At 71.3% G+C, this 22511-nt stretch carries 18 protein-coding genes and 1 tRNA gene; 11 read left to right on the top strand and 8 right to left on the bottom strand.

What is annotated here, in order from left to right; genetic code table 11:
* Nucleotides 1-133 precede the first annotated feature (133 nt).
* The 9 genes from IEZ07_RS10260 (at nt 134) to IEZ07_RS10220 (ending at nt 7025) form a co-directional block, all read left to right on the top strand.
* Nucleotides 134-448 carry a hypothetical protein gene (locus IEZ07_RS10260; protein ID WP_191894511.1) on the top strand — a complete coding sequence of 105 codons (315 nt, stop codon included), beginning with the start codon at nt 134-136 and terminating at the stop codon, nt 446-448.
* Nucleotides 449-453: 5 nt separating this feature from the next.
* Nucleotides 454-732 (top strand): hypothetical protein, encoded by a 279-nt coding sequence (locus IEZ07_RS10255; RefSeq protein ID WP_191894510.1) that lies wholly within the window; start codon nt 454-456, stop codon nt 730-732.
* Nucleotides 733-915: 183 nt separating this feature from the next.
* Nucleotides 916-1650, top strand: coding sequence for a GntR family transcriptional regulator (locus IEZ07_RS10250; protein WP_191894509.1), 735 nt, complete (start codon nt 916-918; stop codon nt 1648-1650).
* Between the two features lie 126 nt (nt 1651-1776).
* On the top strand, nt 1777-2202 hold the full coding sequence (locus IEZ07_RS10245) for a plasmid replication, integration and excision activator (RefSeq protein WP_191894508.1): 426 nt from the start codon (nt 1777-1779) through the stop codon (nt 2200-2202).
* Between the two features lie 81 nt (nt 2203-2283).
* Nucleotides 2284-3696: an FtsK/SpoIIIE domain-containing protein gene (locus IEZ07_RS10240; protein ID WP_191894507.1), complete on the top strand. Its 1413-nt coding sequence runs from the start codon at nt 2284-2286 to the stop codon at nt 3694-3696.
* Nucleotides 3693-3896: a hypothetical protein gene (locus IEZ07_RS10235; RefSeq protein WP_191894506.1), complete on the top strand. Its 204-nt coding sequence runs from the start codon at nt 3693-3695 to the stop codon at nt 3894-3896. Before IEZ07_RS10240 ends, IEZ07_RS10235 begins: the two co-directional genes overlap by 4 nt.
* Nucleotides 3893-5575, top strand: a complete 1683-nt coding sequence (locus tag IEZ07_RS10230) for a replication initiator (protein WP_191894505.1) — start codon at nt 3893-3895, stop codon at nt 5573-5575. The genes IEZ07_RS10235 and IEZ07_RS10230 overlap by 4 nt, the downstream gene beginning before the upstream one ends.
* Nucleotides 5572-5817 carry an excisionase family DNA-binding protein gene (locus IEZ07_RS10225; protein ID WP_191894504.1) on the top strand — a complete coding sequence of 82 codons (246 nt, stop codon included), beginning with the start codon at nt 5572-5574 and terminating at the stop codon, nt 5815-5817. The genes IEZ07_RS10230 and IEZ07_RS10225 overlap by 4 nt, the downstream gene beginning before the upstream one ends.
* A complete protein-coding gene (locus IEZ07_RS10220; protein WP_191894503.1) occupies nt 5817-7025 on the top strand; it encodes a tyrosine-type recombinase/integrase in 1209 nt (402 codons plus the stop codon). Before IEZ07_RS10225 ends, IEZ07_RS10220 begins: the two co-directional genes overlap by 1 nt.
* A 58-nt stretch (nt 7026-7083) precedes the next feature.
* On the opposite strand, the gene IEZ07_RS10215 is transcribed toward IEZ07_RS10220, so the two are convergent.
* The 4 genes from IEZ07_RS10215 to IEZ07_RS10205 all read right to left on the bottom strand — a co-directional run bounded on the left by IEZ07_RS10215 (nt 7084) and on the right by IEZ07_RS10205 (nt 9140).
* Nucleotides 7084-7159: transfer RNA gene (locus IEZ07_RS10215), tRNA-Ala, on the bottom strand.
* A gap of 435 nt (nt 7160-7594) precedes the next feature.
* Nucleotides 7595-8317: an HAD-IA family hydrolase gene (locus tag IEZ07_RS10210; protein ID WP_191894502.1), complete on the bottom strand. Its 723-nt coding sequence runs from the start codon at nt 8315-8317 to the stop codon at nt 7595-7597.
* 54 nt (nt 8318-8371) lie between these two features.
* A complete protein-coding gene (locus tag IEZ07_RS35560; protein ID WP_218061633.1) occupies nt 8372-8491 on the bottom strand; it encodes a DLW-39 family protein in 120 nt (39 codons plus the stop codon).
* Between the two features lie 364 nt (nt 8492-8855).
* Nucleotides 8856-9140, bottom strand: a complete 285-nt coding sequence (locus IEZ07_RS10205) for a GNAT family N-acetyltransferase (protein ID WP_068900216.1) — start codon at nt 9138-9140, stop codon at nt 8856-8858.
* Nucleotides 9141-9389: 249 nt separating this feature from the next.
* Here IEZ07_RS10205 and IEZ07_RS10200 point away from each other — a divergent pair, with 249 nt between their 5' ends.
* Nucleotides 9390-10247 carry an NAD(+)/NADH kinase gene (locus tag IEZ07_RS10200; RefSeq protein ID WP_239319915.1) on the top strand — a complete coding sequence of 286 codons (858 nt, stop codon included), beginning with the start codon at nt 9390-9392 and terminating at the stop codon, nt 10245-10247.
* Nucleotides 10248-10928: 681 nt separating this feature from the next.
* Here IEZ07_RS10200 and IEZ07_RS10195 read toward each other — a convergent pair.
* From IEZ07_RS10195 to IEZ07_RS10185, 3 genes are all read right to left on the bottom strand, one after another.
* Nucleotides 10929-14030 (bottom strand): PAS domain-containing sensor histidine kinase, encoded by a 3102-nt coding sequence (locus tag IEZ07_RS10195; RefSeq protein ID WP_191894500.1) that lies wholly within the window; start codon nt 14028-14030, stop codon nt 10929-10931.
* 146 nt (nt 14031-14176) lie between these two features.
* The gene (locus tag IEZ07_RS10190) at nt 14177-15466 is read right to left on the bottom strand and encodes an MFS transporter (protein WP_204054363.1); all 1290 of its coding nucleotides are present in this window, start codon (nt 15464-15466) and stop codon (nt 14177-14179) included.
* Between the two features lie 548 nt (nt 15467-16014).
* Nucleotides 16015-18927 carry an EAL domain-containing protein gene (locus tag IEZ07_RS10185; protein WP_191894499.1) on the bottom strand — a complete coding sequence of 971 codons (2913 nt, stop codon included), beginning with the start codon at nt 18925-18927 and terminating at the stop codon, nt 16015-16017.
* Nucleotides 18928-19264: 337 nt separating this feature from the next.
* On the opposite strand from IEZ07_RS10185, the gene IEZ07_RS10180 reads away from it, so the two are divergent.
* Nucleotides 19265-19885, top strand: a complete 621-nt coding sequence (locus tag IEZ07_RS10180) for a lytic polysaccharide monooxygenase auxiliary activity family 9 protein (RefSeq protein WP_230880722.1) — start codon at nt 19265-19267, stop codon at nt 19883-19885.
* A 90-nt stretch (nt 19886-19975) separates the two neighbouring features.
* On the opposite strand, the gene IEZ07_RS10175 is transcribed toward IEZ07_RS10180, so the two are convergent.
* Entirely contained in the window at nt 19976-22306 is a 2331-nt protein-coding gene (locus IEZ07_RS10175) for a M28 family peptidase (RefSeq protein ID WP_239319922.1), read from the bottom strand.
* Nucleotides 22307-22511: the final 205 nt, after the last annotated feature.

Genomic DNA, 22511 nt, shown 5'->3' with positions numbered 1-22511 from the left:
GCTTCGACTGCGCCGGAACCGGACGGCAGGGAACATGACAGACACACTTGTTTGGTGGCGACCGGCTGAGTCCGCGACTGGCGATCCTTCATATGCCGCCGCGTGCCTCGCTGAGGAACTGCGCAATCTGGGAATGCCCGCCGATATTCACTGCGGTGTCGGAGTCGCATTGGTTTCGGTCTGGATCGACTTGGTCGTCTGGACGAACGGGGTCTCCTATCACTGGTGGTCGGGGAACACCTCGGCGCGCGGACGGCGGCTGTATGCCTACAGCCCGGTGAGTGATCCGCTGACGGCCGCTCGCCGGGTCGCTGTCCGGTATGCGGAGCTGCGTGGCGCTCACCCGTCGTCGAAGCTGGTCGAAGAGGTCCAATGCGTGCTGCCGGACGATCGCCGACCGGTCGACCTGCGCGGGCGACACCTCGCCGCACCTGCGCAGCCGGGGTGATCGGTGTGACCGTCAACGAGCTGAATGCCGTCTACGGCAGGCGGTGGAGGATCTCGGCGGCCCTGGGAGGCGGGTGGTACGCGGTGCGCCGAGACGACCTGTCCCAGGAGAGCATGCGACGCGGGCTGTCCTACGTGCGGTGCGGGCGGACCCTGGAGGAGTTGGCCGGCCGTCTGGCGGCCGAGAAGCGCATCGAAGAGCAGTGGCGGACGGTCAGCGTGCCGGGTGAGGTGCTCGATCTGGTGGCCGACGATCCGCCGGAGCAGGCGCGGCAGCGAGGTTGACCGCTGCGGGCGTGCGTCCGACGTCCCGGTGTGTCCTTCGCCTCCGCGTCCCTGGCCCGGTAAGCCTGCCCTCCCACACCCAGGCTTACCGGGCCTTCCGCGTTCAGGCGAGGGGTGGAAGATTCGGACGCTGATGCTACGCTCAACCTGATAGAACATGTTAAAGCTGGTAAGGCGGTTGTAATGGCAGCTCCACGCGGGGACGGCCTCAAGTACGAGCGGGTGCTGAACGCTTTGCGGTCACGCATCGCGGACGGGACCTATCCGCCGGGGATGATGCTGCCCTCTCAGAGCCAGCTTGTCGCCGAGTTCGACGTGTCGCGGCCGACGGTGATCGAGGCGCTGCGGCTGCTCCGCCAAGAGGGACTGATCGAGTCGCAGACCGGGCGCGGTTCGTTCGTGCGCGGGAAGGTGCCCGCGCTGAACCTGGAACGCGCATACCCGGGACAACGCCTTCTCGATCTCGCCGAATCGGAGTCCTCCGCCGAACTGCTGCAAGCCGGCATCATCGTCGCTCCTGTCCGGGTCACCACCCTGCTTGAGCTGCCCGCCGGGTCCAAGGCTTTCCTGCGGCAGTACGTCCTGAGCGATGAGGACGGCCCCATAGAGCTGGTGTCGGCGTGGTTCCCCATCGACTTGGTCACCGGGACCAAGTTGACCTCGCCCGAACCGATGGACGAAGGAATCCGGCGCCATCTGTACGGCCGTAAGCGGCTGCGGCTGGACTACGCCATGGAGCGCACCCTCGCGCGTTCGGCCACGGCGGAGGAGGCGCACGCCCTGAAGATGCCGGCCGGTGCGCCTGTGCTGAACCTCGTGGTAACCGGACATGATGCCGACGGCAAGGCGCTCCAGCTCGTCGACGCGGTCCTTCCCGGGGATCGTCACGAACTGCGTGACGCCTACCCCCTGACCTGACATCGCCTGACCGATCTCCTCTGCAATCCAACTTGACATGACAGGTTGGGCGACCTACCTTTGTGGAGCAACCTGATAGGTCAGGTTGAAAAACAAACATCTTCTGTAAAGCTAGGAGTACACGTCATGGCCCTTCAGGGACCCATCCCCGTCAGCTTCGACCAGGTCTTCCCGCACGGCTGCTACCTCGTCGGCGAGGTTGAGCAGGTCAAGGACTTCGACGCCTCGACCAGCAGCCGGACCGTCTACGCCAAGGACAAGACCACCGGTGAACTCGTCTGGCAGATCGCCGTCATGGACGCCGACCCGGCCGTGAAGATCAGCCAGAAGACGGTGGCGGTCAAGATCCTCTCCCCGGTCCAGCCGGTGCCCCCGCCCCCGGTGCCCGGCCTGCCGATCACCCCGGTCGAGTTCGACGGCATGACCGTCACCCCGTACGTCAACCAGTCCACCGGCCGCCTGGCCTACTCCATCCGCGCCACGTCCATGCGGGCTCCCCGCACCGCCGCCCCGGCCAAGCACGCCCCGGCCGGCAAGGACATCGCGGCCTGACACGAAAGCGGGGCCGCTGGAACTGGCATTCCGGCGGCCCCTGGTCTCCCCAGATGCGATTCAAGAGAGGACTGAAGTCTAATGTTCAAGAAGATGCCCGGTGACGAGGCACAGCACCTCGTCTCCACCACACCCGATACCGCCGTGGTGTTCCGCCCGGCGGTGGTCCGGACCCCGGCGTTCGTCACGCTCGTCATCTTCGCCTGGCGGTTTCTCGCCGGTCTGGTGCGGCTGCTCTGGCGGCACCCGATCGCCTCGGCCGTCGTCGCCGTCCCGTGCGTGGTGGCGTGGCTGTACGGCTGGCGCATGAGCCTGGTCCTGATCGCAGCGGCCGTGACCGTGCTCGCGTTGTGGTGCTCGGTGCACCGGCCCTCGTTTCTGCGGCTGGTCGGCTGGCGGCTGCTGGCCTTCTGGCGCTTCGTCTGGGTCTACCGGCGGCACTGGCAGGCGGTGATGGTTGTCTCCGGACTGGGGCGGCATCTGCGCGGCCGGGACTACCTCCCCCACCTGGTGCGGGTGCGCTGCACCTCGTGGGCCGACGTGGTCACCGTGAAGATGCTGCACGGCCAGGCGGTCAAGGACTGGGCCGACCGCATCGACCATCTGGCGCACGGCTTCGAGGCGCGTTCCTGCCGGGTCTCGATCGCGCGGGCGGGCCGCCTGGTGCTCGTCTTCCCCCGGCATGATCCCCTGGTCACACCGCTTCCGGCGATGCCGATCCCGGACGAGGTGTCGGTGGGGCCGGTCATGGTCGGCGCCCGTGAGGACGGCTCGCCCTGGCTGCTGAACGTCCATGGGACTCACGTCCTGGTCGCCGGGGCCACCGGAGCGGGCAAGGGCTCGGTGATCTGGTCGACCATCCGTGGCCTGCTCCCGGCCGTCCGTGTGGGCCTGGTGCAGATCTGGGCGCTGGATCCCAAGCGGATGGAGCTGTCCTTCGGCCGGACCTTGTTCGGCGACCGGTACGCGGCGACCCCGGAGCAGTGCGCCGATCTCCTGGATGCGGCCGTGGCGGTGATGCAGGAGCGGGCCGACCGGTTCGCCGGCCAACAGCGCTCCCACACCCCCACCGTGGAGGACCCCTTCGTCCTGGTCGTGGTCGACGAGGTGGCGTTCCTGACCGCCTACCAGTCCGACCGGGCCTTGAAGCAGCGCATCTCCGCCGCCCTGGCGAGCCTGACCACGCAAGGGCGGGCGGTCGGCGTCGGGGTCATGGCCGCCCTCCAGGACCCGCGAAAAGACGTGCTCACCATCCGGAACCTGTTCCCCGACAAGATCGCGCTTCGGTTGGACGAGTCGGAGCAGGTGGACATGGTGCTCGGCGATGGCGCCCGGGACCGGGGCGCGCTGGCCGACCACATCTCCCCGATCCCGCAGCAGGGCGCGGGCGTCGGCTACGTCCGCCTGGAAGCCTCCCCGGATCCGATCCGGGTGCGCGCGGCCTACGTCTCCGATGCCGACATCCGCGCCATGGCCGAGGCGGTGGCGGCATGAGGGTCTGCTTCTACGGCACCGACGAGGAGATCACCCGCATCTGCGAGCGGCCCGTCCTGGCCCTGCTCGGGCCGCGCCGCACGCAGCGCGTGGTGGCCTTCGAACTGTCCGACGTCGCCATCAGCACCGACCCGTACGGGGCCGTCTACCGGCTGGCGGCGGACCTGGCCGAGATCCACCGCGAGGAGGTGAACGAATGAACGCCCCGACGACCGACCGTTCCATCTCCCGGGCGCAGCGGCAGCGGATGCCGGTCGCGCTGGACGTGGCGGTGGAGATCGCCAAGCACAACGGCGTGTGCATCCGGCCGATCGTGCTGCGGCGGCTCGACGTGCGCACCGGCCACAGCGAGGACGTCAACGTCCCCTGCGGCGCCACCCGGGAGGCCAAGTGCCCGCCATGCGCGAAACGCAACCGCTACCTGCGCATGGCCCAATGCCGGGAAGGCTGGCACCTGGACGCCGAACCGGCCACCACCCCGGATGAGGCGGACGAGCAGCAGCGGTGGCTGATCGAGTTCCGCGCCGACGCGCAGGCCAAGCGGGACGCGGCCGAACGCGACGGCACACCCGAGGAGGTCGCCGACTGGGATGAGGCGATCGCCGAGATCGATGAGGAGATCCGCGCGGCCGGGATGCGCGGCAGCCTCTCCGGCCGCAACGCGGGCAAGCGCTCCCGGTCGACCCGGCGGCGGCAGGACGCCCCGGACCTGCCCAAGCGAGCCATGAACCCCACCACGCTCGGGCGGACCTTCACCGGAGCGAACGGGGCGGTCTACCGACCGTCGATGTTCATCACGCTCACCCTGCCGTCCTACGGCCGGATCCGGGCCGGTCAAGGCGTGCCGGTCGACCCGGCCAGCTACGACTACCGGCGGGCGGCTCGGGATGCGCTGCACTTCTCCAAGCTGGTCGACCGGTTCGTGCAGAACCTGCGCCGGGTGGCGGGCTATGACGTGCAGTACTTCGCGTCCGTGGAGCCTCAGAAGCGGCTCGCGCCACATCTGCACATGGCGGTGCGCGGCACCCTGCCCCGCGCGGAGATCAAGCAGATCGCCGCCGCGACCTATCACCAGGTGTGGTGGCCGGCCGTCGATGAGATCCGCTTCGAGGGTGATCACCTGCCAGTCTGGACTCCACGGGCCGACCTGCCCAACGAGGAGACCTATCCGGACGGCCAGGACGGCGACTACCTCGACCCGGTCACGGGAGAACTGCTGCCGACTTGGGATGAGGCGCTCGACCGGCTCGACGCCGACGCCGACGACGAGGCCGAACCCCTGCACGTGCTGCGCTTCGGCGACCAGGTCGACGTTCAGGGCGTGCTCGCCGGGACCCCGGACGCCGACCAGTGCATCCGCTACCTGTCGAAGTACCTGACCAAGTCCCTCGGTGAGAGCCTCGACACCGACGATGCCGCCCGGCGGGACCATGCGGCCCGGCTCGTCGAAGCGCTCCGGTACGAACCGTGCTCGCCGGCCTGCCCGAACTGGCTGCGGTACGGCGTGCAGCCCAAGGGCGCCAAGGCCGGAATGGCTCCGGGCCGGTGCCGGGGTAAGGCCCACAAGCCCGAACACCTCGGCTACGCCGGACGCCGGGTGCTCGTCTCCCGGAAGTGGTCGAACAAGACCCTGGCCGAGCACAAGCGCGACCGCCGTACCTGGGTTCTGGAAGCGCTCGGCCTGGCCGACGACCCCGCCAAGAGCGACCCGCACCGCTACCTCTGGAAGCCCGTCCCGGCCGGGGACGGCGACGTCCCCTCCCTGGCCCTGCGGCTGCTGCGCATGGTCGCCGAACGCCAGCGCTGGCGAGCAACCCTCCTCGCCCTGCGAGAGAAAGCAACCGGACAAGGCCCTTCAGCGATGAGAGAGGCGGCATGACGAGAACGGAGCCCACCTCTCCGCTTCCCGAGCTGGCCCGGGGCCGGCTGCTGACCGTCGAGGAGGCCGCCGAACGGCTGAACACCACGGTCCGCTTCCCGCGTCGCCTGATCGAGGAACGCCGGATCGCCTTCGTCCACATCGGGCGCAACGTCCGTATCCCCGAAGCGGCGCTTGAGGCGTTCATCGCGGCGGGATTTGTCGAACCGATCACCACCACGCGACGTAGGAGGGCTGCGTAATGGCCAAGACCGCACTTGCCGCGCCCGATGAAGAGCCTCGGCGGCCGCGCAAGAGGAAGCCTGCCAAGAGGCGCTTCGGTCGCGTTCGGCAACTGCCCTCGGGCCGGTGGCAGGCTCGATACTCCGGCCCTGACGGGGTGGACCGCCCGGCCCCGGAGACCTTCGCGACGAAGAAGGACGCCGAGGTCTGGCTGACCAGGAAAGAGACGGAGATCCTCGACGGTGAGTGGATCGACCCGGACGCCGGGAAGATCACACTCGGCGAGTACGGCCGCGCCTGGATCGAGGAGCGGCCGAACCTCCGTCCCCGGACGGTCGAGCTGTACGGCTACCTCCTCCGGGCCCACCTCGTCCCCACCTTCGGCGAGAAGGCGCTGAACGAGATCAAGGACCCGCAGGTCCGGCGGTGGCGGAAGAAGCTGCTCGACGCGAAGGTCAGTGAGGTGACCGTCGCCAAGGCGTACCGGCTACTGAAGGCGATTCTGTCCACAGCTGTGGATGACCAGCTCATCAAGCGGAACCCGTGCCGGATCAAGGGCGCCGGTCAGGAGAAGTCACCGGAACGCCCGGTGCTCACGATCGCCGAGGTCTACAAGCTCGCCGACACGGTCGAACCGCGTTACCGGGCGCTGGTGCTCCTGGCGACCTTCGGCAGTCTGCGGTGGGGCGAACTGGCCGGCCTCCAGCGCCGAGACCTCGATCTGGACGCCGGAACCGTGCGGGTGGAACGCCAGTTGATGCAGATCACCGGCAAGGGCCTCGTCTTCACCGAACCCAAGTCCGCGGCGGGCAGGCGAACGGTGGTGATCCCCGAACTGATCATCGAGGACCTGCGGGAGCACGTGAAGGACTTCACCCAGGACGGGGACAAGGGACTGATCTTCGCCGGTCCGGATGACGGGCCGCTCCGCAACACCAACTTCAACCGCCGTGTCTGGACTCAGGCGCTCCAGGACACGGGCCTTCCGAAGATCCACTTTCATGACCTCCGGCACACCGGCAACACCCTCGCCGCGAGCGCCGGGGCGTCGATCCGGGAGCTGATGGAGCGCATGGGCCACTCCAGCACGCGCGCCGCGATGATCTATCAGCACTCGACGGACGAGCGGCAACGGGAGGTCGCCCGCAAGCTCGACGGCCTCGCCCGTGGGGCGCTCGGGGAGCGATCGGGCACGCAACGGGCACGGGAGCCGGACGAGGCCGAATGAAGATCAAAGCCCAGGTGAGGCGACCATGCCTGACCTGGGCTTTTTCATGTCGTGAGGCTGGTGGAGCCTAGGAGATTCGAACTCCTGACATCCTGCTTGCAAAGCAGGCGCTCTGCCAACTGAGCTAAGGCCCCTCTGCGGGTGACATGACCCGAGGAAACACCGTGAACGGCGAATCCGTGTTCATCACACACCGCCAGGACAGCATATAACGCTCTCGTCGGCACGGACGCCGATCCACGATCCGCGCTGTGGCCCCGGGGGCGACACCGGCCCCGGGGCAGCAGGTCGTACGGGATCGAGCACCTGGCCGTCCCAGGCAGGACCGGCCGGTCGCGTTCGGCAGTTCCGATCGACGGCTTCGTCCGGCCCGGTGCGGGTGACGCTTCGAAGCCGCCGCTCCGCCGCGAGACAGCGGGGAACGCGAGGTCAGGCCTCGAGAGTAAGCCGAGGGAATGTTGGAATTCTGCTTCGGTCGAACTCTGCGAGGTGCGATACGTCCCGCTCACGGAGTGGCGCTGCGCGCACGCCGTACGGCCTTCGGTCGGCCGGCGCCAGCGCCGGGGACGTCAGCGGACGGAGGAGGCGGGAGTGCGGGTCACGATCAGGTCGTCGCCGAGGACGAGGCCGGGGAAGTCGGCGATGGAGTCCAGGACGTGGGTGGCGCCGCCCTTGACGAGCCGCTCCCGGCTGTGGCTCCCGGTCAGGACGCCGGCGATCACCGAAGCGCCCGCCCGGCGGCCACAGAGCATGTCGCTCTCCGAGTCGCCCGCGACCGCGACCTCGCGGACGTCCTCGACGCCGAGGCGCAGCAGCGCGGTGAGCACCATGTCGGGCCTCGGACGGCCCCGGCCGCCCGTGTCCTCCGGGCTCAGCGCCAGGTCGATCCGGTCGGACCAGCTCAGCGCGGCCAGCACGTGGTCGAGGGTCGACCGGCTGAATCCGGTGATGAGGCAGACCTTGACGCCGGAGCCCTGAAGCTTCTCCAGCGTCTCCACGGTGCCCGGGACGGGAAGGAGTCCCGAACGGTCGATCGCGCCCTGGTAGGAACGTTCGAAGGTCAGGTTGGCCGCCTGCGCCTGGGCCTCGTTGTCGGGGAAGATGCCCCGGAAAACGTCGATCTTGGGGCAGCCCCGGGACCGGTGCACATGCACCATGGCACGTGCGTACGCGCCGGTCCCGGGCACGATGCCCTGCGTGGCGATCGCCTCGGCGAACGCCCGTTCGACCATGGCGACATCACCGATCGTGGTGCCTGCCAGATCCAGACAGGCAAGCTTGATGGGTGCCATTCCCCCAACCTTGCTTCAGGACCGTGGGCACACCTTGATCGGCAGCCGCTTCGGTCAGTTATCGCTGCCGGTCGCCTCGGTCCACAGATCGAGCTCGGCGCGGTCAGCCTGCACCTTACGCCAGACCAGCAGCCCCCCAAGGGCGACGAGCGCCAGAACGAGCAGCTTCTTCACGGTGTGACCCCACTTCTCGACGGTCTCACCTGCCGGGGTGAGACAACGCCCGGTTCCAAACGGTTCCTTGCAGCCTAGCAAGGAACGGCAGCCCGGCCAGGAAGGCGCTTGATACCAGAGCGGCGAATCTGCGCGCACTGCGTGATTTTCATCACGATTCCACACCCTGGGCGTTCACGGGATCACGATCCGCCACGGGCTCCGCCGCGTGGCCGTCCTCGTTCTCCGGGCAGCCCACGCGAGCACCAGGTGATCCGGCCCCGGCTCGCACCGGTCGTGGCTTCGTACGGCCCCGCGGTGGCGTGCCTGACCGGGTCCGGTCCCGGCCCGCACCGGTCGTGGGCGGACGCGCCCGGCCGGGCGGTCAGGCCTCCTCGACCAGCCCGGCGTAGGTGGGGTGCCGGTCGATCCAGTTCTTCACGAACGAGCAGCGGGGCCGTACCCGCGCCCCCTCGGCGCGCGCCGCGTCCAGCGCCGCGCGGGCGAGCGCGCTGCCCACGCCCCGGCCCTCGAACGCGGGATCCACCTCGGTGTGGGTGTAGACGATCACGCCGTCCCGCCGGGTGAACTCCAGCTGTCCCGCGTGCTCGCCGTCCACCTTGGCCTCGAAGAGGTCCTTCTCGGGTACGAACGCGATGCTGACGGTCATCACAGTCTCCTCGGTCTCTCCTGCTGCCACGATCAGCCGGTTCCGTCCGGCTTTCATTCCCCGGCCGCACGGGCCCGGGCCACCCTCCCCCCTGCCACCGCGCTCCCGGATCATGTACGGCACGGCGGGTCGTCCCGCCTCCGCACCGCCTCCGCACCGCCTCCGCGCCACGTCCGGCTCCGGTCCGGGAGGACCGTCCTCCGATCATCCGGACGGTCGTACGGTGTCCCCATGGGCATGGTTGAGACAGTGGGACTCGTACTGCACCCGCGGCGCGACTCGAAGACGGCCATCGACACGATCATCGAGTGGGCCCGCTCCCGGAACGTCACGGTGCTCGGGTCGCCCGAGGAGGTGGGGCGCATCGACTGCAGCGCGATCGCGGTCGACGGCGCCACCCTGGTCGATCGCGCCGACCTGCTCGTCAGCCTGGGCGGCGACGGGACGATGCTGCGCACCATGCGGCTCATCGCCGGGCGGCCGACCCCCGTGCTCGGCGTGAACCTCGGACGGCTCGGCTTCCTCGCCGAGATCGACGTGGACGAGCTGTCGGCCGCGCTGTCGGCCATCGACGGCAACCAGTACGCCGTCGAGCCCCGCATGGCCGTGCGGACGACCCTGCCGGAAGGGGCGACGGTGACCGCGTTCAACGACATCGCCCTGGTGCGCACCCCCGGTCACGGGCTGTCCGAGGTCGCGGTCTCCGTGCAGGGGCACCCCTTCGTCCGCTACGCCTCCGACGCCGTCATCGTGGCGACCTCCACGGGGTCGACGGCCTACAGCTTCTCCGCCGGCGGTCCCATCGTCTCCCCGACCGTCGAGGGATTCCTCGTGGTTCCCGCCGCGGCCCACTCGACGTTCAACAGGGCCATCGTGCTCTCCGCCGACGAGGAGGTCGCCCTCGACGTCCTGCCCACGAGCGGGCGGCTGGCCGTGGAGGTGGACGGCGCGGTCGTCGGGCACCTGCCGCCGGGGCACCGGCTCACCGTCACCGCGATGCGCGCCGCCGCCCGCGTCGTCCGGCTGGGGACGACGACCTTCTACGAGCGCGCCCGCCGCAAGCTCCGCGTCAGCGGCAGCGCCGAGGTCGACTGGGAAGTGCCCTGATCCGGGCCGCCCCAGCTCTCCCTGGGTCCTCCCGAGAGGGCACGGACGCGACACCGCCGAATACGCCGAATGCCAAGAAAGATCTACGTCGGCCGATGTGGACATCTTTTATCGGCGTGATTAGCGTTTATTGTGCACAGGGGAAAAATAGCCTATGCGGCAGATGTCGATGACCCTTGTGAGATGACCGTCGGCCGTGCGGGATCCGCCGCCGACGCGTCGGGTGGCCTACGTGCCGCCTGCGAGAACGCAGTGGTACCGGCGACACGGAAAGGAGGGTCGGACACCATCGGGAGCACCCGCGGAACGGCTTCCGCCGTGCGGGTGTAACGGTTCCGGATGAACGGGAGGTGGTTTCCGGTCACGCCTACGCGATTCCCGCACCTCGCCCCTCTCGATGAGGCGGCCGTGCGGATGAGGAATCCGACACGACAGTCGGAACAACGGTGTTGAACTCTTGGGCCCCGGCGCTTCCATGCACCGGGGCCCTGTCGTGCGATCCGGTCGGATCCCGGCGGCCCGGATCCTCACAGCCCTGTGCCACGACCGCAGCCCGGATCCTCACCGACCGGCAGGACCGACGGGTCGGATCCTCACCGACCGGCAGGACCGACGAGCCGGATCCCGACGGGCCGGATCCCGGGGCCGAGACGGGCCAAGACGCCTTCCGGGCGTTTCCTTTCAGGGCGTTTCCCCTCTGGGCGGTCCGGCGGAGGGCAGTCGGAGGGTGAAGACCGTTCCTCCGCCCTCCCCCGGGGAGGCGGTGATGGTGCCGCCGTGCGCCTCGACGATCGCCCGGGTGATCGCCAGTCCCAGGCCGGTGCCCTTGATCCCGGACTCCACCGCGGTCGACGCCCGGAAGAACCGGCCGAACAACCGCGGGTACTGCTCGGCGGGGATCCCGATGCCGGTGTCCGCGACCGTGACCGTGACCGTGCCGCCCCGGCCGTCTTCACTCCCGCTTCCGTTTCCGCCTCCGTTTCCGCTGTCGCTCCCGCCTCCGTTTCCGCTGTTCCCGCCGTTCTCGTTCTCGCTTCCGTCGCCGTCCCCGCCGCTGCCGTCACCGATCCCGTCACCCGGGCGGGCGATGACGGTGACCTCGCCCCCGTCCGGCGTGTACTTGACCGCGTTGGAGAGCAGATTGTCCAGCACCTGGCGCAGCCTCACCGGGTCGGCCCGCACCCACAACCCTGCGGCCGCCTCCATCCGCACCGCCAGCCGCTTGGCGGTCGCCGCCGGCCGGTGGTCGTCGACCGCCTGGCGCACCAGTCCGTCCAGCGCCACCGGCCGCGGCTCGAGCGCGATCCGTCCGGCGTCCAGCCGCGCCAGATCCAGCAGGTCGTCGACCAGCCGCTGCAGGTGCGCGCTCTTGCGGTCGATCACGTCCGTGAAGGCGCGCTGCTCGGTGCTCAGCTCCGGATCGTCCAGTAGGAGGGAGGCGTAACCGCGGATGGCGCCGATCGGCGAGCGCAGCTCGTGGCTGACCAGTGCCACCAGCTCGTCCTTCATCCGGTCCAGCTCCCGCAGCCGGCGCACCTGCTCCTGCCGGCGGGCCAGCAGGAGCTCGCGTTGCTCGGCCAGGCGGCGGCGTTCGGTCACGTCGCTGGTGATGCCGTCGACCAGCAGCCGGTCGCCCTCACGGCGCGGCCGGGCCCGGATCCACACCCACCGGGTCACCCCGTCCAGCCCGACGATCCGGCACTCCAGCCGGGCGGGTCTGGCATCGGCGACGGCGGCGTGGAAGGCGGCGAAGGACTCCCGGTCGCCGGGGTGGACCAGTTCGGCCATGACCGCGGCGGCGTCGGTGCCGGGAGGCAGCCTGCCGCCGAACACGGCGCTGCTGTCGGAGTCCAGATAGACCGGGTGGACCGTGCCGTCGGCGGTCACCTCGACCGTCCACACGTAGTCGTCGATCTGGGCGACGATGCGGTCCAGGTGGCGGCGTTCGGCATCCAGGGCCAGGGCGAGCTCGTGGGAGCGGCGGTGTTCCAGGTAACGGCCCATGTGGGCGCAGACGCCGTCCAGCATGGCCGCCAGGTCGTCGTCGGCCTCCTGGACGGTGTCAGCGAAGAAGGTCAGCACCCCCAGCACGCGTCGGCCGCTGCTCACCGGCAGGCCCATCGCGGCACGCAGCCCGACGCGCAGCACGGCCGGTTTCCGGGTGAAGTCGAGCGGGTCGGCGGCCAGGTCGGGGATCCAGGCCCGGCGGGCGCTCACCCACACCGTTCCGGCCAGACCGCCCCCGCGCGGGAACACGGCGGGTTCGTCGCGGACCAGCGCGTCGAGGTCCCGTCCGGGCCGGACCCACAGGCCCAGCCGCCGGATGACGGTCTCGTCGGGGTCGACCTGCCAGTATTCGCCACAGGTCCAGCCGAGCGTGCCGGCGACCGCGGCGGTGACGCCGGCGGCGACCTGCCCGCTGGAGGCGGCCTCGGCCAGCACCCGGGCCACCGCCTCCTGCGCGGTGCGCAGCAACTCGGCCCGGTGCCGCTCGGTGATGTCGTGGATGGCGGCCACCGCGCCCAGGCAGCGCCCGTCGGCGGCCTGGATCGGCCGGGCGTTGACCAGATAACGGCGCAGATCCGTCCCGGTCCCGGTCACGCGGGCCGTCACCTCGCAGCCGTCGACCCGCTCCCCGCGCAGCGCCCGTGCCAGCGGCACCTCCTCCGGTCGCAGCGGGGTCCGCCCGTCGGAGTCGTACAGCTCGTAGAGGGCGCTCCAGTCGCCCTTCCTCAGCTCCTCCGGGGAGGGCGAACCGGCGCCCGACCGCGAAGCCGGTTCGATCTCCCGCAGCGTCTGGTTGACCAGCACCACCGTGCCGTCGCTGTCGCAGGCGACCACCCCGGCGTCCAGGCCGTCCATCAGCGCCGTCAGGAACCGCCGCTCCTGCTCCAGCCGCCGCCGGGTCGCCACCCGGTGGCCGATGTCGCGCACGAACGTGTGCAGGACCGGTTCGCCCTGCTCGGTGCGGACCCGCAGCGCCATCTCCACCGGCCGCTCCCGCCCGGTCCGGTCGACCGCGGTCAGCTCGATCCGGCGTCCGGACGGGTACGGCGGGCCGGCTCGCCGTACCCGGTCCAGTTCGTCACGGAGCCGCGGCCGGAACCGGCGCGGGACGATCAGCTCGTCCACCGGCCGTCCCACGGCCTCGCCCGCCGAGCGGCCGAACAGCCGCTCGGCGGCGGGGTTCCACGCCGTCACGGTCCCGGCGGCGTCGATGGACACGAACGCGTCGGGCGACCGTTCCAGGACCGTGCCCAGCCGGGCCGCCGCCAGCCGTGCCCGCCCCTCGTCCAACCGCGCCGCGAGCTGCTCCTCCGCCGAGCGCGCCACCTCTCCCGCCAGGTGCAGCCCGCGTGGGTCCCACCCCCGGGGCCGTACGTCCAGCACGCACAGCACGCCCAGCACCTCGCCGTCGGGTGCACGCAGCGGGAAGGCGGCGCAGGCACGCGGCTCCAGCCCGTCGACGGCCGGCATGCCGCCCAGCCGGGCGTCGGCCCGCACGTCGGTCACGGCCAGCGGTGCGTCCACGGCCAGGATCCACCGGAACGGCGGGTGCGGGGCGAGGTCCCGTCCCGTCCAGCGCCCGGCCGGCCCCGTCGCGCCGAGGCACACCAGCCGGTCGCCGTCGGCCAGCGCCACCAGGGCGGCGGGCGCCCTGAGCAACCGGGCCGCCAGCCGGGCGGGCGCGTCCAGCGCGGACGCGCCGGGCATGTCGGGCGCGTCGAACAGACCGGTGACCCGCAGCGCCTGCGACCACCGCGACTCCCGAACCGTATCCACCGTCCTGGTCACGCCATGCCCCCGGATTCACCCTTACCCGGTGGGTCCGGACCGTCACCATGCCGGACACCCCGTGGAAAGCGGCGTCCGTTCGCCGCGCGGTGCGGCCCGGGCGGCGGCACCGGCCGTCATCCGGGCGGCCCGGATCAGTGCGACGGGACCTTGTCGGTGTCGGTGTCGGTGTCAGTGTCGGTGACAGTGACGGGCTCCGGCTCCGGGGCGCGCAGCCCGCGCACGCCGGGGGAGAGCAGCGCCGCGGCGGCGGACAGCGTGACGATCGCGGCGCAGCCGAGCAGCGCGGGCTCCGGACCGATCAGGGCGGCGACCGGCCCGGCCACCAGCAGGCCGATCGGACCGAACATCAGCGATCCCAGGGCGTCGTAGGAGCTGACCCGGGACAGGGACTCGGCCGGGATCTCGCGCTGCATGGTGGTGCTCCACAGCACGCCGAAGACGTCGAAACAGACGCCCATAACGACCGCGCCGACGACGATCGTCCACAGCGGGGCGCCCGATCCGAGCAGGAGGTACGGCAGGCCCGTGGGCGCGGTCAGCAGCGTCGCCACCAGGATGGGACGGCGGGGCCGCAGCCGCATCGCGATGAAGACGCCACCGATCATGCCGACCGCCTCGCCCGCCAGGATCATCGACCAGGCGAACGCCCCGCCGAGGCGTTCGGTGGCCACCAGCGGGCCGAGCACGCCGTGCGCGGCCTGCACGGCCATGACCAGCACGGAGAACTGTGCGACGACCACCCAGAGCCACTGCCGGGAGACGAACTCGCGCCAGCCGTCGCGCAGGTCGGCGAGGACCGAGTGCCCCTCGCCCGCCGTGCGCTCCGCAGGGGTGAGGCGCAGCGCCGCGATCAGGACCGCCGCCGTGGCGAACATCGCGGCGCTGACCGCCAGCGCCCAGCCGCCGCCGATCAGGACCACCGTGGCGCCGCTCAGCACGAGGCCGGCGACGCGTGAGCTGTTGGCGCCCAGTCCGAGCAGGGCGTTGGCGGTCTGCAGCCGGTCGGCCGGGACGACGTCGGGGATGATGCCGGTCAGCGCCGGGAAGAGGACCGCCATGGCGATGCCGCTGCACGCCGACGCCGTCACCAGCGCGGGAAGCGGGGTCCAGCCGGTGAGCAGCATCGCGGCGAGGCAGGTGAACGCCGCCGCGTTGAGCGCCTCGCCGGCCATCATCACCCGGTGCCTGGGGAAGCGGTCCGCGATCACCCCGCCGACCAGCATGAACGCCACCATCGGCAGCGCCTCGGCGGTGAGGACCACCGACAGCGTCGTGGCCGTCGCACCGGGCAGCTCGAGGACGCCGAAGGCGAGTGCGACGGGGGCGAACGAACTGCCCAGGACGGAGATGGTCCGCGCCGCGAGCAGCAGGCTGAAACGCCGATCGCGAAGCATGTCGATGTCGCGACGGTAGGTGGTCACGGCCGGCTCCTCACAGAATCCACAAGAGGAACCATCCTGCCGTCTTCCTATCGCGATGTCGCATCAATAAATCCGCACCGCCGGGACCGCCGGGGCTGCGAGTCGCGGCCGTCCTTCCACCGGTCTGCGGGGACACCGGCCGCGGCCGCGGCGAGAAGGAAAGCCTCAATTCTGGACGTACGGCTCCATCTCCCGGGCGGAGCAGGAACGAGAGAGCGTGTTCACACCCCGTGTTCGCACATTCACCTGATGTGAACAACCGACTACTGGTAGATACATCTGGTGCGGGTGAGGTTATCGAAGGGGGAAGCCACGCTCGCGTCGGGGGAGGGCGCCTTTGGTCACCGGGGCACGATGACCAGGGGCGCCCACACCCCCTCGGAGGAGCCGCACCCCACCTTTCGAAGCAGTGGGACGTCTTCCTTCGCGCCCACCCCACAGGACGGCCGATGACTCCGCCCGGTTTACCGGGCTCCTGATTTCTTCCCCGGATTCACCGGACGGGCCGGTTCAACCGACGGACAGGTGCGCCGGATGGACCGGCCGGACTAGCCGGCCAGGGCGGGCGGGTCGAGCCGGTCACAGCCGAGGCCCGCCGCACGGACGGCCAGCAGGCGGCCGACCTCCTCCTCGGGCAGCGGCGGCGCGAAGTGGAAACCCTGAGCCAGGCGGTAACCCAGCTGGTACAGCCTCCTGGCCTGCGCCTCGGTCTCCACGCCCTCGGCCACGGCCCGCAGCCGCAGCGCATGGGCGATCTGCACCAGCGAGGTGGCGATCACCGAGTTCTCGACGGTGCCCGTCACCCCGTCGACGAACAGCTTGTCCACCTTGAGCACGTCGACGGGACAGGTGCGCAGCAGCCCCAGTGAGGAGTGCCCGGTGCCGAAATCGTCCAGGGCGAGCTTGACCCCGAGCGCGTGCAGGGCCCGCACCGTCTCCAGCGCCGGTCCGCCGTCGAAGACGGCCGTCTCGGTGATCTCCAGCAGGAGGTCCTCCGGCCGGAGCCCGGTCTCGCGCAGCACGTCCGTGACGGCCTGCACGAACGACGGCTCCCGGAGCTGCCGGGGCGAGACGTTCACGCCCATCCGCACAGGCCCGGCGGCGCCGTACCGCCGCCGCCACTCGGCCATCTGGCGGCATGCCTCCCGCAGCACCCAGGCACCGATCTGAACGATCATCCCGTTGCGCTCCGCGACCGGGATGAACTCCGCCGGGGAGACCAGCCCGCGCTCCGGGTGGCGCCAGCGCACCAGTGCCTCCACGCTGGAGAGTTCGCCCTCGGGCAGGACCACCACGGGCTGGTACAGCAGGAACAGCTCCCCGGAGACGAGGGCGTGCTGCAGTTCGGCACCCAGCCGGGCGTGCTCGACGGTCCGGGCGTCCAGCTCCGCCGTGTACCGGACGTAACGGCTCTTACCCTGCTCCTTGGCCGCGTACATGGCCACGTCGGCCCGGCGCAGCAGCTCGCTGGCGTCCGTGTCCGGCCCGCCGGCCACCAGGCCGATGCTGGCCTGCACCAGCAGGTCATGGTCGGCGGCCCTGGCCGGAGTGCCGAGCGCCACGACGACGCGTTCGGCGATGCGGTCGGCCTCCTCCGCGGAGACGTCCCGCAGCAGGACGGCGAACTCGTCACCACCCAGCCGCGCGACCGTGTCATCGGGCCCGACGCATTCCCGGAGCCGGTCGGCGACGACCGTCAGAAGCGCGTCGCCCACCGCGTGCCCGAGCCGGTCGTTGATCGTCTTGAAGTCGTCGAGGTCGACCAGGGCGAGCACGACCTCGCGGGCGCCGGGACCGGGACCCGCACCGGTTCCGGCGTCGTCCCCCGTCCCGCTCCCGGTGTCGGTCGCGGTACGGGTTCCGGTGTCGGTCGCGGTTCCGGTGTCGGTCGCAGTGCGGGCGAGTGCGAGGGCGCTCGTCGTCCGCTCGGTGAACAGGGCCCGGTTGGCGAGGCCGGTCAGCGCGTCATGGGTGGCCTGGTGCGCCAGCTGGTCCTGGACGCGCCTGGTCTCGGTGATGTCGCGGGCGTTGCTCACGATGCCGCGGATCGCGGGGTCGTCCATCCGGTTCGCGCCGACGAGCTCCAGCCACCGCCAGTCCCCGTCCGCGTGCCGCATGCGGACCTGGCAGGTGGCGGTGGCGCCGGGGTCCCGCATGAGCCGCCTGCCCATCCTCCCGAGGAGCCGCACGTCGTCCGGGTGGGTGCAGTGGGCCACGGGCCGGCCGAGCCAGCGGTCGGCCGGTACGCCGAGGATGCGCTCGACACTCGAACTGACGTAGGAGAGCGTCCCGTCCGCGGCGGTGACGGCGATGATGTCGGAGGAGTTCTGCACGAGCGAGCGCGCCCGTCGCTCGTGCCGGCGCAGTTCCAGCATGCTGGCGTCGAGCCGGGCCAGCAGGTCGGCGTTGTCGTAGAAGGCCAGGATCTGGCGCCCCACCACCAGGCAGGTGATGACGGTCGCGCCCGCCGCGATCACCTGGGTCTCCAGGCCCGCCGTACGTGTCGAGACCAGCAGGAGGCCGCCGGTCGCCGCGATCGCGGCGTACGGCAGCAGGCTGAAGGGCCTGCCCCGTCCCGGAGCCCGGGTGGTCTCCCTCCTCTCTTCCCGCTGCCGTTCGGCCGCGATCGCGAGGAGGAGGAAGGTGATCGGGACCGCGACGTGGGCGACGTTGAGGTCCGGCCTGGACTGGATCAGCGGCATGAGCGCCCCGCCCGTCGCCCCGACCAGGGCCGCCGCCCCCAGGGCGGACAGCGACTCCCGGTTCAGCGGCCCGGCACCGGCCAGCGCCAGCTTGACGGCGGTGAGCATCGCGACGAACCCCAGCATGATGGTGACCAGCCCCGGCAGGGACGAGCCCGTGGTCGCGGCCAGCTCCGGCGAGCCGTGCACCGCGAAGGCCCAGGCGAACAGGCCGGCGGCCAGCATGACGATGCCCGTGTCGAGCCACAGGGTGAGCCGCTCCCTGCGCGAGCGGCGCGCGACGGGCAGCCGCAGCAGCGCCCAGAGGGCGGACAGCACACCGCCGAGGTACAGCGCCGTGGTCAGCGGCCCGGGCTGCTGCGTCGGCGCGCCGGGCCCGGCGACCGCGTCGTACGCGTTGCAGGCCACGCCGAGCCCGATGATGAACGCCGCCGTGCCCAGCCACCGCCAGAACAGCCGCGCCGCGGCGTCCAGGGAGGCGAGACCCGCCGTGCGCATGCACGCGTGCGCGCTGAGGAACGTGCTGAGCACCACCGGCACCCAGGCCACGACGGACATGCCCATGGGATGCGCGAAGTCGAGGACGAACCATCCCGCGCTGAACACGGCGAGGACCCCGAGGCCGACCGTCGGGGACGGGGACGGCACCCGGTCCGGAGCACCGCCCTGCAGCGGCAGCGGACGGGCCGGGAAGCGGGTCAGGAGACGGGTCAGAGCCGCACCGGAGGGCACGGTGCGCTCGCGCCGACCTGTTCGCATGCCCTGGCCCCCTTGCGACGCTTCCGGTTTCCCTTACGGAGGCCCATCGGCGGAACGGGACCGGTCCTGAGGGTTTCCCCACCGCCGCAGGCGCGACACCGTGTCACGGTGTCCGCCCCGTCACCGTCCCGGCGGAAGGCGTTTCCGCTGCGGAAACCGATGATCGGATGAAACTTTCAACTTTTCCAAGTCAGATGTCGCGACTGACCCTTGTCAGGTAATATCTCCATCGAATGGGAGCGCTCCCACCAACCGGAAACCCCCCCGACCGGAAGACGGAGACCGCACGATGCACCGTGACGACCACGCCGGAAGACCACGCCGGACGCTTCGCTCCATGGCCCTGCTGTCCGCGGCGGCGCTCTTCCTGATCCCCCTGGCCGAGAGCGCCTCCGCCCACGGGTCGATCGTCGACCCGGCGTCCCGCAACTACGGCTGCTGGCAGCGCTGGGGCAACGACCACCTGAACCCCTCCATGCAGCAGCAGGACCCCATGTGCTGGCAGGCGTGGCAGGCCAACCCCAACGCCATGTGGAACTGGAACGGCCTGTACCGCAACGGCGTCGGCGGCAACCACCAGGCGGCGATCCCGGACGGGCAGCTGTGCAGCGGCGGCCGGACCGAGGGCGGCCGCTACAACGCACTCGACGCCGTGGGCGCCTGGAAGACGACCGACATCCGCAACAACTTCACCGTCAAGCTCTACGACCAGGCCAGCCACGGCGCGGACTACTTCCGGGTCTACGTCACCCGCCAGGGCTACGACGCCACCACCCAGCCGCTGCGCTGGAGCAACCTGGAGCTGGTCCACCAGACCGGCCGGTACGCCCCCAGCCAGAACATCTCGTTCAACGTCAGCGCCCCCGGGCGCACCGGCCGCCACGTCGTCTTCACGATCTGGCAGGCCTCGCACATGGACCAGGCGTACTACCTGTGCAGCGACGTGAACTTCAGCTGACCCGCCGAGTCCACCGGCCCCGCCCGGCGCTGCCGCGCCCGGCGGGGTCCGCTGTGCCGTCCCCGATCGCGCGGGCGCCCATGACGGGATTCAGAAGTCCCCGGTCAGGGTGTAACCGCGCGTGACCGCGGTGAGGTCACCGTCCTCCCTGGTGGCGGCGACCAGCCCAGGAGGTCTGGGGACGAAGCCCGGCACGGCGGTCAGCCCGTCGGTCTCGGCGATCACGGTGAGGCGGATCCGGTCCTGCTCCGGTATGCGCAGGGTGATCCGGACTCCCCGGGCGGGGATGCCGCGGAAGCGGATCTCCGCGGGCCAGGTACCGGCTCGTGTGCCGGTGACGGGCACGCTCACCGACCCGAACCGGCCGGCCGACGCGGTGGCGCGGGTGATCGGCCGGTCGAGCCGCAGCGTCACCGAGCGCGCCCCCTTCCCGGCGGTCACGTGCAGTTCCAGCGTGTCCCCGCTGCGGGCCAGGACGTCGGCTCGCGGGCCCTCGGCGGCGATCGCCGGTGCGGGTCCGGTCCGGAGCGTGCCGCGTGCGTACCCGGGGGGCAGCGCGGAGGCGTCGTGGCCGGACACGTACCGCTCGGTCCACCGCGCCGGGTCCGCGTCGGCGCTGACCCAGTGGGCGGTACGGGTGGCGGCGTCCATGACGTACGCCAGATGCGTGCGCCGCGGCCGGTCGGCGTCGAAGTCGTCCGCCACGAGCCCGATGGCGACCAGCACCGACGCGAGGAGCAGGGCCGTCAGGGGCACCGCGAGAACGACGGCCCGCTTCGGCCGGGTGGCGGGATCGGGCAGGAACAGCTCCGCGATCGGCACCGCGATCAGCCCGGACAAGGCCAGCACCGACGCGCTCGCCCCGCCGAGTGCCAGACCCATCCCGTCGAAGACGTCCCCGGCCAGGGACGGCAGCAGCATCGCGGCCGTGACCGGACCCAGCATCGCGGCCGTGACCGGACCGAACATCGCCACGACCGTCCGCGCCCGGGCAGGCGTGCGGAGCAGGACCGCGGCCAGCCAGCCGAGCGCGCCCGTCAGCGCCGGCAGGGCGAACAGGAAGGACGCCCCGGGAGCGGCCTGGGCGCACAGCACGCCCAGCCCGGCGAACCAGGCCAGCGCGCCGACCGCCAGCGCCGCCGGGCCCAGCCTGCGGCGCAGCGCCAGGTACCAGCCGAGGACCGCCAGCGCGCACAGGACCGCGATCGCCGCCTGGTACGGCCGCGGCCGGTGCAGCAGGCCGCCCATCAGGTCGTAGGCGGGCCGCCAGGACACCAGCAGTTCCCACAGCCCCTGCGCCAGGGCGGCCGACACCGCCGGCGGCACCACGGCCGAGGCCGTCGCCGCGATCAGCCGGGGCAGGCTCAGCAGCCGCCTGACGCGGGCCGCCAGCGCCAGACCGGCCACCGCGACGACGGCCAGCACCGCCAGCGGCCAGACGAGCCGATCCGAATAAGTGATCATGGTGCCGAGTGCACGGAAGTAGGTGGCGTCGTGATCGGAGGCCAGCGTCCGCAGGTCCGTGCCGCCGAGGGCGCGCGCCAGCGCCAGCATGTTGCCGCCATGGTGTTGCAGGCTGCCCGGGTCGAGGTTCGCGATGGAGTCACCCGCGGTGTGGTACAGCGAGGAACCCTGGATGTAGGCGAAGTTCATGCCGGTGAAGCCGGCCTTGGTCAGCGGGGTGAAGTCCGTGTTGTTGGGCAGCAGCCGATACAGCTCCACCATGGCGGAGTGGCCGCGCGGCGCGGGGACGGCGCCTGCGAACGTCTCGACCAGACGGGCGTTGTCCGCGGAGGTCTCGAACATCAGCGAGGGGCCGCTGACCCCGCGCGCCTCCCAGTTCAGCAGCACGCCGCCGGTCCTGCCCAGGGGGTGCTCCCGGACGAAGGCCTCGGCGCCGAGCACACCGTCCTCCTCACCGTCCGACATGAGCAGCACGATGTCGTTACGCAGGCCGGGGCCGCCGCGGAGCGCCCGGACGGTCTCGAGCATCGCGGCCACCGCGGCGCCGTCGTCGGAGGCGCCCGGCCCCATGGCTGCGGAGTCGTAGTGCGCGGCGATGAGCACGGTGCCGGTCGAGGCCGTTCCCCGCAGCCGGCCCACGATGTTGTCGACCTGGCCGAACGTCGCCAGCCCCGCCGCGGAGCGGGAACCGACCGAGCGTTGGATCTCGACCTCCAGCCCTGCCGCGCGCAGCCGTCCGGCCAGGTAGTCCCGGGCCCGGTCGCCGGCCCGGCTGCCGACGGGCCGTGGTTCGGCGGCGAACTCCTTCAGGTGGACCAGCGCGCGCCCGGCGCTGAACCGGTCGTCCGGGGCGGTGGCCGGAAGGGGTTGCATGGTGCTGTCCGCCATGGCCGTCAGAATGATCACCACGGCCAGGACGAGCAGGGCCGCCGACCCGGCCCGCACCCGCCGTGGCACATCGAACAACTTTCCGATCATGGTCGGGAACGGTAGGCCGGGCCGCCCGCCCGGCGGAATGAGGCGCCCGTCCGCCTGAACCTGCGGTTTTCCGTACCCCAGGTACGGCCATGCGCCTCATTCCCGCCGCCTCCCGGTCCTTCGTAGCCTCGGGAGCACGGCATGCCGGCCGGCAGAGACCGTACTGCGCGGGCTCGTGGCCGAC

Source organism: Planomonospora parontospora, assembly GCA_014647935.1.
Taxonomy (GTDB): domain Bacteria; phylum Actinomycetota; class Actinomycetes; order Streptosporangiales; family Streptosporangiaceae; genus Planomonospora; species Planomonospora parontospora.
Note: the sequence above shows the minus strand (reverse complement) of the source record. Positions and strands in the feature narration are given on the sequence as shown.

What these genes read in the sequence shown, in the direction of transcription:
- IEZ07_RS10225 (WP_191894504.1), top strand. Translation starts at nt 5,572, where the DNA reads ATGACGAGAACGGAGCCCACCTCTCCGCTTCCCGAGCTGGCCCGGGGC.
- IEZ07_RS10185 (WP_191894499.1), bottom strand. Translation starts at nt 18,927, where the DNA reads ATGCGAACAGGTCGGCGCGAGCGCACCGTGCCCTCCGGTGCGGCTCTG.
- IEZ07_RS10250 (WP_191894509.1), top strand. Translation starts at nt 916, where the DNA reads ATGGCAGCTCCACGCGGGGACGGCCTCAAGTACGAGCGGGTGCTGAAC.
- IEZ07_RS10240 (WP_191894507.1), top strand. Translation starts at nt 2,284, where the DNA reads ATGTTCAAGAAGATGCCCGGTGACGAGGCACAGCACCTCGTCTCCACC.
- IEZ07_RS10220 (WP_191894503.1), top strand. Translation starts at nt 5,817, where the DNA reads ATGGCCAAGACCGCACTTGCCGCGCCCGATGAAGAGCCTCGGCGGCCG.
- IEZ07_RS10235 (WP_191894506.1), top strand. Translation starts at nt 3,693, where the DNA reads ATGAGGGTCTGCTTCTACGGCACCGACGAGGAGATCACCCGCATCTGC.
- IEZ07_RS10245 (WP_191894508.1), top strand. Translation starts at nt 1,777, where the DNA reads ATGGCCCTTCAGGGACCCATCCCCGTCAGCTTCGACCAGGTCTTCCCG.
- IEZ07_RS10260 (WP_191894511.1), top strand. Translation starts at nt 134, where the DNA reads ATGCCCGCCGATATTCACTGCGGTGTCGGAGTCGCATTGGTTTCGGTC.
- IEZ07_RS10210 (WP_191894502.1), bottom strand. Translation starts at nt 8,317, where the DNA reads ATGGCACCCATCAAGCTTGCCTGTCTGGATCTGGCAGGCACCACGATC.
- IEZ07_RS10205 (WP_068900216.1), bottom strand. Translation starts at nt 9,140, where the DNA reads ATGACCGTCAGCATCGCGTTCGTACCCGAGAAGGACCTCTTCGAGGCC.
- IEZ07_RS10230 (WP_191894505.1), top strand. Translation starts at nt 3,893, where the DNA reads ATGAACGCCCCGACGACCGACCGTTCCATCTCCCGGGCGCAGCGGCAG.
- IEZ07_RS10180 (WP_230880722.1), top strand. Translation starts at nt 19,265, where the DNA reads ATGGCCCTGCTGTCCGCGGCGGCGCTCTTCCTGATCCCCCTGGCCGAG.